A 12,557-nucleotide genomic window follows, 5' to 3' on the forward strand; every position below is an offset into this window, starting at 1 on the left:
AGTCATCGCCCAGGCAGCGTACCCCGCTGTCCATGCAATGACGCCACTCGACTGGACTTCACGTTCGTCACCTTGCCGGAGCGCTCCAGGACGCCTTCTCCCACCAGGAAGAGCGCGCCATGGATGTCCTTGCGGCACCGCTCGTACACGTCCGGAGGCACCACCAGGTTCGCGATGCCCGTTTCGTCCTCCAGGGAGATGAAGCAGATGCCCTTGGCCGTGGGCGGACGCTGGCGGCAGATGAGCATGCCTCCCACCGCCACCCTCCGCCCGTGGGCCACCTTCTTCAGTCCCTCCGCCGTCACCGCGCCCTGCTGCTTCAGCACCGGGCGCAGCAGCTCCAGTGGGTGCTTCTCCAGCGACAGCCCCACCGTGTCGTAGTCCGCGCAGACCCGCTCCAGCACGTCCATGGACGGAAGCTCCACCGCCGTGCCGTCCATGGCCATGCCGAAGAACAGGTCATCCGAGTCCAGCGGCCCCAGCGCCTGGAGCTCCCACAGCGCCTGACGCCGGGAGCCGCACAGCGACGACAGGGCGCCCGCCAAGGCCAACCGCGTCAGCTCGTGCCGGGGCGCCCGCGACCACCGCGCCAGGTCGCCCACGTCGCGGAAGCCCTCGCGCTTCGCCGTCGCCACGCGCCGCCCCGCGGACTCGCCCAGACCCTTCACCATCCGGAGCCCCAGCCGCAATGCGGCCCCGCCCTCCTCCAACGTGCAGTCCCAGCTCGAGTGCCGCACGTCCACCGGCCGCACCTCCACGCCATGCCGCTGCGCGTCCGCCACCAACGTGTGCGGCGCATAGAAGCCCATGGGCTGCGAGTTCAACAGCGCCGCCGTGAAGGCCGCCGGGTAGTGACACTTCAGCCAGCTGGACGCATACGCAATCAACGCGAAGCTCGCTGAATGGCTCTCCGGGAAGCCGTAGTGCGCGAAGCCCCGGAAGTTGTCGAACCACTCCTCGGCTTGTTTGCGTGTGTACCCCCGCGACACGCAGCCCTCCACGAAGCGCCCCCGGTATTGCAGCAGCATGGATTCGGCGCGCTTGTGGCTCAGCACCCGCCGCAGTCCGTCCGCCTCGCCCGCGGTGAAGCCCGCCGCCACCATGGCCAGCTTCATCGCCTGCTCCTGGAAGAGCGGCACCCCCAGCGTCTTGCCGAGAATCTCCTTCACCGCCTCGCTCGGGTACTCCACCTGCTCCTGGCCGTTCCGCCGGCGCAGGAAGGGATGCACCATGTTGCCGACGATGGGCCCCGGGCGGATGAGCGCGATCTCCACCACCAGGTCGTAGAACGTCCTCGGCCGAAGCCTGGGCAGCATGTTCATCTGTGCCCGGCTCTCAATCTGGAACACGCCCACCGTGTCCGCCTCGCACAGCATGTCGTAGACCTTCGGGTCCTCAGCTGGCACCGTCGCCAGGGACAGCTCCCGCCCATGGTGCTCGCGAATCAGCGCGAAGCACTTCGACAGCGCCGTCAGCATGCCCAGCGCCAGCAGGTCCACCTTCAGCAGCCCCACCGCGTTGATGTCGTCCTTCTCCCACTGGATGACGGTGCGGCCCGGCATCGCCGCGTTCTCCACTGGCACCAGCTCCGTCAGCGGCTCGCGTGTCATCACGAAGCCGCCCACGTGGATGGACAGGTGCCGGGGGAAGCCCTCCAGTTCCATAGCCAGCGCCAGCGTCTTCTGGACCCGGCCGTCCTCCGCGGACAGGCCCGCCTCGCGCAGCACGTCCGGCGTCACGTCGAAGCCGTTCGACGCGGACACCTTCGACAGCCGGTCCACCTGGTCCAGCGACAAGCCCAGCGCCTTGCCCGTCTCACGCAGCGCCAGCCGGCCCCGGTAGCAGATGACCTCGCAGACCATGCCCGCGTGCCGACGCCCGTGCTTCTCGTAGACGTACTGGAGGACCTCCTCGCGGCGCTCGTGCTCGAAGTCCACGTCGATGTCTGGTGGTTCCTTGCGCTCCATGCTCAGGAAGCGCTCGAACAACAGGCCCATCCGCACCGGGTCGATGGCGGTGATTTGCAGCGCGTAGCAGACCGCCGAGTTCGCCGCGCTTCCCCTCCCCTGGCAGAGAATCCCCTGGGCCCTGGCGAAGCGGACGATGTCCCACAGCGCCAGGAAGTAGCCGGCGAAGTCCAACGCGGCGATGAGCTTCAGCTCGTGTTCAATCTGCTTCACCACCGCCGGGGGCACGCCTTCCGGATAGCGGAACTGAAGTCCTTCGTACGTCAGCGCGCGCAGGTGCGCGTCCGAGGTGCGGCCTTCGGGCAGGTCCTCTTCCGGGAAGCGGTAGTGCAAATCATCCAATGAGGCGTGGCAGCGCGAGGCCAGCTCCGCCGCGCGCGCCAGGGCCTCTGGCCGATCCGCGAACAGGCGCGCCATGTCCCGTGGAGACTTCAGCGTCCGCTCCGCGTTGGGCAACAGCCGAGTCCCCGCCCGGTCCACCGACGTCCCATGGCGGATGGACACCAGCACGTCCTGCAAGGCCTGCCGCCGGCGGTGGTGCGTGTGCACGTCGTTGTGCGCGACCAGCGGCACGCCGAGTTCCAGCGCCAGCCGCTCCGCCCGGGCCTCGCGCTCCGCGTCCCCCGCGGACAGGGTCCGGCAGATGCCGACGTGGAAGCGCTCCGGGAAGGCCTCCGCCAGTGAAGCGACCTGCTCGAAGGGCGCGGGCTCGGGCAGGAGCGCGAGCAGCCCCGCGGACCGGTCCGCCACCGCGCGCCACGGCAGCCCGGCCTCGCCCTTGGGGTGGGTCATCCGGCTCTGGGACACCAGGGCGCACAGGTTCGAGTACCCCGTCCCATCCGCCGCGTACACCACCACCGGCGGGCCGTCCTCCAGCGTCAGCTCGGCGCCCAGGATGAGCCGCACCCCGTGCTCCTTCGCGGCCAGGTGCGCCTTCACCACGCCGTACAGGCCATCCGCGTCCGTCAGCGCGAGCGCACCCAGCCCGAGCCTCGCGGCCGTGGCCACCAGCTCTTCCGGATGCGAGGCCCCGCGAAGGAACGAAAAGTTGGAGCGGCAGACCAGCTCGGCGTAGTCCACGCCCGGATCTAGATACCGAACAGGCGTTCAGGCGCTAGATTGGATCTTCGCGGTGCGGGCAAGCGACTTCATGGGTTGACGCGGATGAGGGCGATCCGTACGGGGTGGAGACTGCTGCTTGCCGGACAGAGTGGGCGGCCCCCTCCTTCAGGGCACCCAACCAGGCCTGGCAAACTCATCAGGCGCTGCCTCAGCCTTGTTACGAGATTTGTAAATGTCGCATCCGCTCAGCAAGTCCTGCACACCCGCGAGGCCGGGCAATTCTCAGGGAATTAAGCGACCTGCGCTCCACCCAAAAGCCTGAGCTGTGATGTTTGAAGTTCGCGCCGCCGCCGTTTGACAGGATGCCGATCCGACTGCCAAACATGTCTTCATGGACCTCACTCCCACCGCGTGGCAGCTCTGGCTGATCGCGGCGCTCCTTCTGGGAGCGCTGGAGATGCAGCTCACCAGCTTCATGGTCCTCTGGCTCGCCGTGGGGGCGCTGGCCTCCTCGATCGGGGCGGCATTGGGCCTGGGCCTCAACGGCCAGCTCTACCTGTTCACCGCCGTCTCCGTCGCCCTGTTCGCGGCCTCCCGCACCCTCTTCAAAAGCGTTTTCATGCGCGACGCCACGCATTTGAAGACAGGTATCGAGGCCATGCTTGGCCAGGAGGCGGTGGTGGTGGAGACCCTGGGCGACCCGCTCGGGGGCACGGTGCGCATCAATGGCGAACTGTGGACGGCGCGCTCCCTGTCGGGCCCGGTGCCCGAAGGCGAACTCGTCACCGTGGAGCAGGTGGAAGGTCTCAAACTCTGGGTGCGCCGACCGACGGCGTCGTTGCCGGTTCCCTCGGGGGACCCGAGGAAGGAGTAGGCGGGATGGAAATCGTGACGATTTTCGGCATCTTCGCGGTCATCCTGGTGGGCATCGCCGCCACCGGTATCCGCATCGTTCCGCAGGCCAAGGTCATGGTCGTGGAGCGACTGGGCAAGTTCTACAAGACCGCCAGCAGCGGCCTCAACTACCTCGTCCCCTTCGTGGATGCCCCCCGCGCCATCGAGATGCGCACGGGCAACCGCTTCATGCGCAGCAACCTCGTGGACCTGCGTGAGCAGGTCATGGGCTTCGACACCGTCCAGGTCATCACCCACGACAACGTCAACATGGAGGTCGGCTCGGTCATCTACTACCAGATCGTCGAGCCCGCGAAGGCGCTCTATCAGGTGGAGAACCTCGCGCTCGCCATCGAGCAGCTCACGATGACGAACCTGCGCAACATCATGGGCGGGCTGACACTGGACCAGACGCTCACCAGCCGTGAGACGGTCAACACCAAGCTGCGCATCGTGCTGGACGAGGCCACCGAGAAGTGGGGCGTCAAGGTGACGCGCGTGGAGCTGCGCGAAATCGAGCCGCCCCAGGCCATCAAGGCCGCCATGGCCAAGCAGATGACCGCCGAGCGTGAGCGCCGCGCCGAGGTCACCAAGGCCGAGGGCGACAAGGCCGCCGCCATCCTCCAGGCCGAGGGCGAGAAGATCTCCCGCATCCTCCGCGCCGAGGCCGAACGCGACGCCGAGGTTGCCCGCGCCGAAGGCCACAAGCGCGCCACCATGCTGCAGGCCGAAGGCAAGGCCGAGGCCACCCGGCTCGTCTTCGAGGCCATCCACACCGGCCGCGCCACCCCCGAGGTGCTCGCGCTGCGCTACATGGAGACCCTCCAGGAGCTGGGCAAGGGCGACAACAAGATATTCGTCCCCTACGAGGCCACCGCCACGCTGGGCGCCGTCGCCACGCTCAAGGAGGTCTTCGCCCAGACCGGGGATGCCACCAGGCCCGCCCCGGCGCCGGCCCGCTCCGCCGCGGGCCTGAGCGCCCAGGCCATAGCCAGGAACACGGCGGTCCCCGAGCACGCCACCCTCCCCGGCAGCACGCCCGCCGTGGCCCCTCGGCGCCAGCGGCCCGCCCTGGACACGCAGGACGACTGAGCCCAGGCGTAGGCAGCCCCCGCGGGAGGAAGACGCCTCTCGCGGGACACTGAGCAGGGCTCGCGTTCGTCCCCGCGCTGCATCGGGGCGAATCAGGACGGGGCCCGCTCAGCGAACGTCATGCAACCCCGCTCGGCGGGAACAGCCACCAGCGCCACCCAGGCGGTGAGCGTCACCAGCTCACCGCTGATGGGGAATGCGCCTTCGTCGACGTGCACGGGCGTGGGCGCCGAGCCCACCTGCTCCTTGAGCAGGAGCTCCGACTTGAACAGTCGCAACGGCCGGCCGGCCAGCTGCTCCGCGATGGCCGTCACCTCGGGATGGAGCGCCAGGCGGCGCATGAGGCGGCTTTCGAGCTCCGCGTCCGCGCCCCAATCCATGCCCCTCCCCGCTTCGGAGGGCCATTGGAGGGTGTCATGACGGCGCAGCATCGCCGTGGCCTCCTCGAGGAACTCGGCGACCTCCGCGGGAGTGAGCACCTGCGGAACCTTCAGGTAGCCATCGGTCCGGTACTGCGTGACTTCGCGCTCCTGCAACGCCATGGATGTCTCCTGGGTGCAGGTTCGGGATTCAACTCCGCACGGAACACGCTGGCGTGCTCGATGGCCCAGGACGCGAAGGTCCGCCCGGCGCGTCCCGTCACCTGCTCCACCGTGGGGACGACACGCGCCGCCGCTTCGCGGGAACCTTCCATTTGTCCGGATGTCAGAGCCTCCGAACACACCCACCGGAGGAGAGCATGCAGAACATCTTCATCGCAGGAGGCTGGGGGATGTACCCCACGTTGCTCGCGGGAATCGCACTCATCGCCACCTGCGTCCAGTACGCGCGCCGGCCCGCGCCGCGCTACGTGCCGTTGATGCTGTCGCTGGGACTCTGCACCTTGATTGCCGGCACGCTCGGCTTCGCCACCGGCATCCTCTCCCTCCTGCACGCCTATAGCGGCCCGCTGTGGGACCAGGGCCCGCGCGTGCTCTTCATCGGCACCTTCGAGGCGCTGTACAACGTGGCGCTCGCCTTGCTGCTTGCCATGCTGGGCGCCGTGCTGGCGTCCATCGGCGCGTGGCGGCTCTCCCGCCGCATGGGGAACTTCGCCGCGCCCGCGGCAGGTTGATGCGCGACAGCCGGACGCACTGCCGGAGGAGTGCCCCCTGCCCGCATGAAGGCGGGGGTTGCATTCCGGCGCGCGTCTGGACATAGATTGCAGCCATCCCCAGGAGGGATTGACGCCCCCTCCCAACGAGAGGTCAGACGCACCCTTGAGGACGCTTCGCTGAATTCCCAGGTCCGTTGACGTTCCCGCGCTGAGCCGCCTTCGGGCTGGCTTGCGCCCTGGATTCAGGAGCTTCCTTTATGTCTTCCGTGCGCGCGCACCGCGTTTCGTTCGCCTTTTCCGACGCCGTTCCCGTCCTCTCTGAAGTCGACTTCCACCTGTCCCCTGGCTGGACGGGGCTCGTGGGCGCCAATGGCGCCGGCAAGTCCACCCTGCTCCGGCTGTTGGCGGGAGAGCTGACGCCCACCGAGGGACACCTTCAGTTCGAACCCTCCGCCCCCACCCTCCGCCTCTGCCGGCAGGAGGTGGAGGCGCTGACGCCCGACATCTCCGCCTTCGCGGAGTCGTGGGACTCCGTCGCGCGGCGACTGCACGGCCAGCTGGGCCTGGACGTCACCGCGCTGGAGCGCTGGCCCACGCTGTCCCCGGGCGAGCGCAAGCGGTGGCAGGTGGGCGCCGCCCTGGCCGCGGAGCCCCACTTGCTGCTCTTGGACGAACCCACCAACCACCTGGATGCGGAGGCCCGCACATGGCTGGTCTCCGCGCTGCGCCGCTTCCGGGGCCTGGGCATCGTGGTGTCACACGACCGCGACCTGCTGGAGTCCCTCACCACCTCCACGCTGCGCGTCCACCACGGAAGCGCGCGGCTGTGGCCCGGCGCCTACACCGCCGCGCGGGCGCACTGGGAAGCCGAGCGTGAGACTGAAATCGCCACCCACCAGCAAGCCCGCGCCGAACAACGCCGCGCGGCGCATCTGCTGGACCAGGCCCGGCGCGAACAACAGTCCGCGGATGCCGCGCGGCACACCCGCAAGCGACTGAAGAACAAACACGACAACGACGCCCGCTCCATGGGCGCCAAGGTGGTGGCCGGCTGGGCGGAGGCAGGGGCCGGGCGGCGCGTGGGCACCGCACGACGCGAGTTGGAGCGCGTCAGCGAGGCCGTGGGCGAGTTCACCGCGGACAAGACGGTGGGCCGCTCCGTCTTCCTGGACTACGTGCGCGCGCCGAACCCGTGGCTCTTCACGCTGGACGTGCCCGGCCTCCGCGCCGGTGACGTGAAGCTGCTGGGCCCCGTGAATCTCTCCGTGAGCCGCGAGGCCCGTGTGCGCATCGAAGGGCCCAACGGCGCCGGCAAGAGCACCCTGGTGCGCGCACTGCTGGAGAACGCGCGCATTCCGCTGGAGCGCGTGCTCTACCTGCCCCAGGACGTCAGCGCGGACGAGGCCCGGGCCACGCTGGACGCGGTGCGCGCACTGCCGCCCGAGGAACGCGGACGCGTGCTGTCACTCGTCGCGGCGCTCGGCGTGGACCCGGAGCGGCTGCTCGCCTCCGAGCAGCCCTCCCCCGGCGAGGTGCGCAAGCTCCTCATCGCCCGGGGACTGGGACAACACGCCTGGGCCCTGGTGCTGGACGAGCCCACCAACCACCTGGACCTGCCGTCCATCGAACGGCTGGAGGCGGCACTGCGGGAGTACCCCGGCGCGCTGATGCTCGTCACGCATGACACGTCCTTCGCCCAGGCCTGCACCTCCGAGGTGTGGCGCGTGGAGCATGGCCAGGTGACGGTGACATCCGGGTAGCCGGCACAGAGGCCCCGCCTCAAGGCACGTTGAAGACGCCCAGCCACGTCTCGTTGTTCTTCCTCAGGTGCCCGACTGTTCGTGGAACCACGCCACCAGCCGTGTCAGTCCCTCCTCCACAGAGACGCGCGGCCGGAATCCCGTCTCCCGCTCCAGCGCGGCAGGGTCCGCCCAGGTCGCGTCCATCTCCCCAGGCTGCGCGGGCGTGGACTTCACCCGCGCCCGGGCGCCCAGGAGCCGCTCCAGGACGGAGAGGAAGGCCCGCACCGAGACAGGCTCGCCCCGGCCCACGTTGAGGACGCGATGGCGAGGTGCCCCTGGGGGCGGCCGGTCCAGCACGCGCACCACGGCCTCGGCCACGTCCTCCACGTACGTGAAGTCGCGCTGCATCCGGCCTTCGCCATGCAGTGACAGCTCGGTGCCGTCACGCAGGGCCTGGAGAAAGCGCAGTGGGGCCATGTCGGGTCGTCCCCAGGGGCCGTACACCGTGAAGAAGCGCAGGCCACTGGTGGGGAGCCCGTGCAGATGGCTGTACGCGTGCGCCAGCAGTTCATCGGCGCGCTTGGTGGCCGCGTAGACGCTGAGCGGGTGGTCCGCCGCGGCGCCTTCCTGGAACGGCGGCACCGAGCCCGCGCCATACACGGAGCTGGAGGACGCGTAGACCAGGTGCCGCACCCGGGCCGCGCTGGCCTGCTCCAGCACCTGGAGGAACCCCGACACGTTGGCGTCCACGTACGCCTGCGCGGTGCCCGCCGGCGCCCGCACGCCCACACGCGCGGCCAGATGCACTACGGCCTCGGGGCGCGTCTCCTCGAAGAGCGCTCGCAGCGAGGGGCTGTCGGTAACGTCCACGGGTCGGAAGGTGAAGCCCGTCGCCCCCGGCAGCGTGCCGAGCCGCGCCAGCCGCGCCTGCTTCAACGCCACGTCCCCGGACGGGTCCAGGTTGTCCACGCCGATGACGGCATCACCGCGCGCCAGCAGCCGTGCACTGACGTGGTGGGCAATGAAACCCGCAGCTCCCGTGACGAGTACCCGCATCCACCTCCACGCTCCCACGCCTACCCCCAACACGCCACGGCGGAAGACGTGGACGCGGCGCTTCCCGTCCCCGCCACTTGCACGTAGGGTGGAGGCCCTCATGGTGTCCGTGAATCAGCTCCGCCCCTTCGCCGGTGCCTCGCTGGACGCGTTCCGGGCCGCGTCCGGCCCCGTGGCCCTCATCCAGCAGCCCGTGGAACTCGTCGGCCAGCACAGCCGGGGCCTGGCGGCACGCACCGTCGGCATGGCACACCGCGCGCACATGGACGAGCGGCTGCTCGCCATGCTCCGCGACTTCGACAACCTGGAGGTCCACTTCCTCCAGCCCTCCGTGGACGGCGAGGAGCTGACGGTCGGCCGCACCGAGGAGTGCGACCTGGTGGTGCCCGACCCGTCCGTCTCCCAGCATCACGCCACGATGCGCTGGAACGCCGCCCGCGGTGGCTTCTCCGTGCGTGACGCCGAGTCCATGAACGGCACCTTCATCAACGGTGCCCCCCTGGGCTACCGCGCCCAGGTGCTGCTCCACGACGGGGACACCCTGGCCTTCGGCGACGCCCAGTTCCTCTACCTTCGCGCCGAAACCGTCTACGAACACCTGCGCCTGGCCAGCCCGAAGAAGGCCCCCTGAGCCGGCCCCAGCCCGGGGCTCATGGAATGGCCTGGATGGCCTCCACCACCGCCTTGCGCAGGTAGGAGCGGAGGTCCGTCTGCGCCTGGTACATGCCAATCGTGGAGACGGTGCGCGTGGGGTTGCTCCACCGCAGCTTGCCGTTGGGTCCCACCACCCCCGTCTCCAGCAGCACCTCCGCGCGGCCCATCAGCTGGGCGGACGTCACGTCCACCCAGTTCAGCACCACCACCACTCCGGCCTCGGCCTCGTTGTCCTGGATCATCGCCACCACCTCGTGGATGGTGGGTGACGGTGCCTGGGAGATGCGCGTCCCCACCACCTCGAAGCCCCGCTCACTCAGCGTGGCCTGGGCCTGGCTGACGAGCACCGAACGGGGGTTGCCTTCTCCCATCATGTCCTGCCGGTACGTGAAGGTCGGCAGCGCATCCACCCGGGAGCCCACCACCACCACCACCTTGCGCAGGGCCCCCGGCGGGCGGACCTGACGCGGAGCGCACGAAGCGAGCAGGAGGCAAAGCAGGACGGCCGCGGGACGGAAGACGCGCATGACGGGGAACCTGGGAGACGGGTACGAGGCCACTATGCTGGGCCGCCGGGCCTCAGTCGAACAGTCCCTGGAGATAGAAACGTCCATCCCGTCCGTCGCGGAACACCCAGGCGGGGCCCAGCCCCTCGAAGTGGACCCGATAGTAGTCCCGTTGAAAGGGCGTCTCCGACCACCACTCCCCGCCCAGCCGCTCCGGCCCCGTGAGCGCCGTCACCCGGTGCCGCCGGCCCCCCATGCGCGCGGCCAGCAAGCGTCCGGACTCCGCCACTTCCGCGTCCAGACACGCCGGCTCCGCCAGTAACCGGGAGGGACGCTCCCGTGAGGCCGCCTGCACCGAGGCGCGCCGGGCTCCTGGCTCCAGCAGCTCCGCCGACAGGCCCCGCCGCGCCTCCGGAGGCCGGAAGGCCCGTGTTCCATGGGCCGCCTCGGGCCGGTGGACCGCCTCCAGGCCCGCCGCGAAGAGCGACGCCTCCCCCAACGTGGACGCCAGCCGCGACAGCACGACTTCCAGCGCCGCGTCGCCCTCCGGCGCGTCCCCCAGCGCGAGCTGCTGTCCTCCGTCCTCGGAGTGCTCGTCCACCCGAGCGGACACCTCCGCCACCGGGTTCTCCAGCCGCAGCTCCTCCAGCCGGTGCCGCGCCAACTCGTGCAACAGCTTCGCCCGCGCCGTGGGCCGCGCCAGCGTCAGCGTCACCTGCCGTTGCCCCGAGGGGTCCAACTTCAGCGTGAAGGTGAGCCGCACCGCCGCCCGGCACCGCCCGGACAACCGTGCCCCCAGCCGGTCCGTCAGCGTCTTGAGCGCGAAGCGCAGCGGCTCGAAGGACTCGGCCGGGAAGTCCAGCACCACGCGCTCCTCCAACACCTCTTCCAGCGCCGCGGGGACGAAGGGCGTGTCGTCCTCTCCGCGGCACCGCGCATGAACCCGTGCGCCAGCCGCGCCGCCCCGGGCCGCCACGGCCCCCGCGGGCAGCGCCGCCACCTCGCCCAGCGTGGTGAGGCCCAGCGCGGAGAACGCCGCCCCCTCGCGGCCTTCCAACGCGGACAGCGGCAACGGCGCCAGGGCCCGAGCACTGTCCCCCGGAGCCACCACCTCCACCCGGCGCGCGCCATGCCGGGCCACCGCGCGCGAGGTGAAGGCCTCCGAGGCCACCACCACGTGCGCCCGGTAACCCAGCTCGGCGCACAGCGACAGCATCCGCGTGCCCAGGCCTTCCTCACTGTCGCACAGGTGCGCGGCCCCCGCGTCCAACCACAATCCATCCGGTGCGCAGAGCTGGAAACCCGGGGCCAGTGGCAGCAGCGCCTCGCCCAGCGCCGTCAGCGCGCGCAGTTCGTCCTCCGGGCGGTAGTCGAAGTGCCGCAGCCCTGGCTCCAGCGCGGTGGCCGCCGTCAGCGTCATCCCCGGGCGTACCCCCGCCTTCAGCGCCGAGGTGGAGGCGAAGGCCACGCGGCGCTGGCCACGCACCGCCTCCACCAGCGCGAAGGGACGGCCCGCAAGTTCCGGGGACTCCACCACCCGGCGCTGCGCCGGGAAGCGGGTGAGGTGCAGATAGGCCCTGCGCATGTCGTGCCTCAGTGCGCCGGCAGGGCCGCGTCCAGTCCCTGCCGCATGGGCGGCATGGGCGCGTCACGGCCGGGACGCTGGCCCAGGATGCCCAGCCCGTTGCGCAGCGCCCCGGACTGATCTCGCAGGAAGTCCGGCGTGTCGTCCTCCGTGTCCTCGGCCACGTCCAGCAACCGGCCGCCTCCCTCCAGCCCTAGCGCCGGGTACAGCGCGCTCCACGGCAGCTCCGCCCGAGCGCCCGTGCCCCCCTGCCGGCTGCGCACCACCTCCACCGACCAGCCGTCTCCGTCCCGGGCCTCCGTCCGCAGCCGGACCACGCCGTCCGCTGGGGACTCTGGCGAAGTAAGCAGCAGGAGCAGCCCGCCGCCGCGCGCCGCCGCGTCCGCCAGCTTGCGCGCCTCCGCCAGGGCCACCCGGCACGCGCGCCCGCCGGGATTCACGCCGCGCGTCAGGTCCAGCACCACGCAGGCGAAGGCCCCGCTCCGGGCCAGCTGCACCGCCGCCCAGACGCGCTGCTCAGGAGCCTGGGGCCGGACGATGAGCAGCCGCTCCAGGTCCACCCCCAGGGCCGCGGCCGAGGGCGAGTAGAGCTCCCGGGGGCCATCCACCCAGGCGCACAGCCGCGCCTCCTGGTGCGCCGCGGCCACCGCGTGCAGCGCCAGGCTGGTGCGCCCCGAGGCCGCCTCACCGCACAACTCCACCACCTGCCCCAGTGGCAGGCCCCCCGTCGGCAGCAGGGCGTCCACCGCCGACAGGCCCGTGCGGAGCACCGCCAGGTAGCGCCGGGGCGCCGCCTGCAACTGGCGGATCCGCTCCCGAAGCTGCTCCATGACCGAGCCCGTTCCCTGCCCCGCTCCCACTCGCTGCTCCGCCGCGCTCATCTCGCCTCCTCGCCAGCCCCTC

11 protein-coding genes are annotated in these 12,557 nt (G+C 70.7%); 5 read left to right on the top strand and 6 right to left on the bottom strand.

All coding sequences use genetic code 11. The features are described 5' to 3' along the window. Positions 1-2 precede the first annotated feature (2 nt). Positions 3-3,047 carry an error-prone DNA polymerase gene (locus tag OZ403_RS20555; protein WP_268781521.1) on the bottom strand — a complete coding sequence of 1,015 codons (3,045 nt, stop codon included), beginning with the start codon at positions 3,045-3,047 and terminating at the stop codon, positions 3-5. Between the two features lie 373 nt (positions 3,048-3,420). Here OZ403_RS20555 and OZ403_RS20560 point away from each other — a divergent pair, with 373 nt between their 5' ends. Then, positions 3,421-3,903 carry an NfeD family protein gene (locus OZ403_RS20560; protein WP_140792223.1) on the top strand — a complete coding sequence of 161 codons (483 nt, stop codon included), beginning with the start codon at positions 3,421-3,423 and terminating at the stop codon, positions 3,901-3,903. Positions 3,904-3,908: 5 nt separating this feature from the next. Next, a complete protein-coding gene (locus OZ403_RS20565; RefSeq protein WP_268781522.1) occupies positions 3,909-5,015 on the top strand; it encodes an SPFH domain-containing protein in 1,107 nt (368 codons plus the stop codon). Between the two features lie 92 nt (positions 5,016-5,107). Here OZ403_RS20565 and OZ403_RS20570 read toward each other — a convergent pair whose 3' ends face one another. Next, the gene (locus OZ403_RS20570) at positions 5,108-5,557 is read right to left on the bottom strand and encodes a phytanoyl-CoA dioxygenase family protein (RefSeq protein WP_268781523.1); all 450 of its coding nucleotides are present in this window, start codon (positions 5,555-5,557) and stop codon (positions 5,108-5,110) included. Between the two features lie 197 nt (positions 5,558-5,754). Between OZ403_RS20570 and OZ403_RS20575 the strand changes: the two genes are divergently transcribed. Further along, positions 5,755-6,129, top strand: coding sequence for a hypothetical protein (locus tag OZ403_RS20575; RefSeq protein WP_237077257.1), 375 nt, complete (start codon positions 5,755-5,757; stop codon positions 6,127-6,129). A 239-nt stretch (positions 6,130-6,368) separates the two neighbouring features. Next, complete coding sequence (locus tag OZ403_RS20580; protein ID WP_268781524.1) at positions 6,369-7,871, top strand: ATP-binding cassette domain-containing protein; 1,503 nt, start codon at positions 6,369-6,371, stop codon at positions 7,869-7,871. A 63-nt stretch (positions 7,872-7,934) separates the two neighbouring features. On the opposite strand, the gene OZ403_RS20585 is transcribed toward OZ403_RS20580, so the two are convergent. After that, on the bottom strand, positions 7,935-8,909 hold the full coding sequence (locus OZ403_RS20585) for an NAD-dependent epimerase/dehydratase family protein (protein ID WP_140798608.1): 975 nt from the start codon (positions 8,907-8,909) through the stop codon (positions 7,935-7,937). Between the two features lie 100 nt (positions 8,910-9,009). Between OZ403_RS20585 and OZ403_RS20590 the strand changes: the two genes are divergently transcribed. Then, complete coding sequence (locus tag OZ403_RS20590; protein WP_171410408.1) at positions 9,010-9,540, top strand: FHA domain-containing protein; 531 nt, start codon at positions 9,010-9,012, stop codon at positions 9,538-9,540. Positions 9,541-9,559: 19 nt separating this feature from the next. Here the strand turns inward: OZ403_RS20590 and OZ403_RS20595 are convergent, their stop codons facing one another. From OZ403_RS20595 to OZ403_RS20605, 3 genes are read right to left on the bottom strand one after another with little or no spacing between them, the layout of a single operon-like run. Then, positions 9,560-10,090 carry a hypothetical protein gene (locus OZ403_RS20595; RefSeq protein ID WP_237079700.1) on the bottom strand — a complete coding sequence of 177 codons (531 nt, stop codon included), beginning with the start codon at positions 10,088-10,090 and terminating at the stop codon, positions 9,560-9,562. 52 nt (positions 10,091-10,142) lie between these two features. After that, positions 10,143-11,654, bottom strand: coding sequence for a Y-family DNA polymerase (locus OZ403_RS20600; RefSeq protein ID WP_140798610.1), 1,512 nt, complete (start codon positions 11,652-11,654; stop codon positions 10,143-10,145). Between the two features lie 8 nt (positions 11,655-11,662). Next, positions 11,663-12,535: an ImuA family protein gene (locus tag OZ403_RS20605; protein WP_140798611.1), complete on the bottom strand. Its 873-nt coding sequence runs from the start codon at positions 12,533-12,535 to the stop codon at positions 11,663-11,665. Between the last annotated feature and the right edge of the window lie 22 nt (positions 12,536-12,557).

The sequence above is a fragment of the Myxococcus sp. NMCA1 genome (genome assembly GCF_026810205.1).
Taxonomy (GTDB): domain Bacteria; phylum Myxococcota; class Myxococcia; order Myxococcales; family Myxococcaceae; genus Myxococcus; species Myxococcus xanthus_A.

Coding starts and splice junctions, on each gene's coding strand:
- OZ403_RS20605 (WP_140798611.1), bottom strand. CDS start 12,535: ATGAGCGCGGCGGAGCAGCGAGTGGGAGCGGGGCAGGGAACGGGCTCG.
- OZ403_RS20590 (WP_171410408.1), top strand. CDS start 9,010: ATGGTGTCCGTGAATCAGCTCCGCCCCTTCGCCGGTGCCTCGCTGGAC.
- OZ403_RS20575 (WP_237077257.1), top strand. CDS start 5,755: ATGCAGAACATCTTCATCGCAGGAGGCTGGGGGATGTACCCCACGTTG.
- OZ403_RS20560 (WP_140792223.1), top strand. CDS start 3,421: ATGGACCTCACTCCCACCGCGTGGCAGCTCTGGCTGATCGCGGCGCTC.
- OZ403_RS20585 (WP_140798608.1), bottom strand. CDS start 8,909: ATGCGGGTACTCGTCACGGGAGCTGCGGGTTTCATTGCCCACCACGTC.
- OZ403_RS20570 (WP_268781523.1), bottom strand. CDS start 5,557: ATGGCGTTGCAGGAGCGCGAAGTCACGCAGTACCGGACCGATGGCTAC.
- OZ403_RS20565 (WP_268781522.1), top strand. CDS start 3,909: ATGGAAATCGTGACGATTTTCGGCATCTTCGCGGTCATCCTGGTGGGC.
- OZ403_RS20580 (WP_268781524.1), top strand. CDS start 6,369: ATGTCTTCCGTGCGCGCGCACCGCGTTTCGTTCGCCTTTTCCGACGCC.
- OZ403_RS20600 (WP_140798610.1), bottom strand. CDS start 11,654: ATGCGCAGGGCCTATCTGCACCTCACCCGCTTCCCGGCGCAGCGCCGG.
- OZ403_RS20595 (WP_237079700.1), bottom strand. CDS start 10,090: ATGCGCGTCTTCCGTCCCGCGGCCGTCCTGCTTTGCCTCCTGCTCGCT.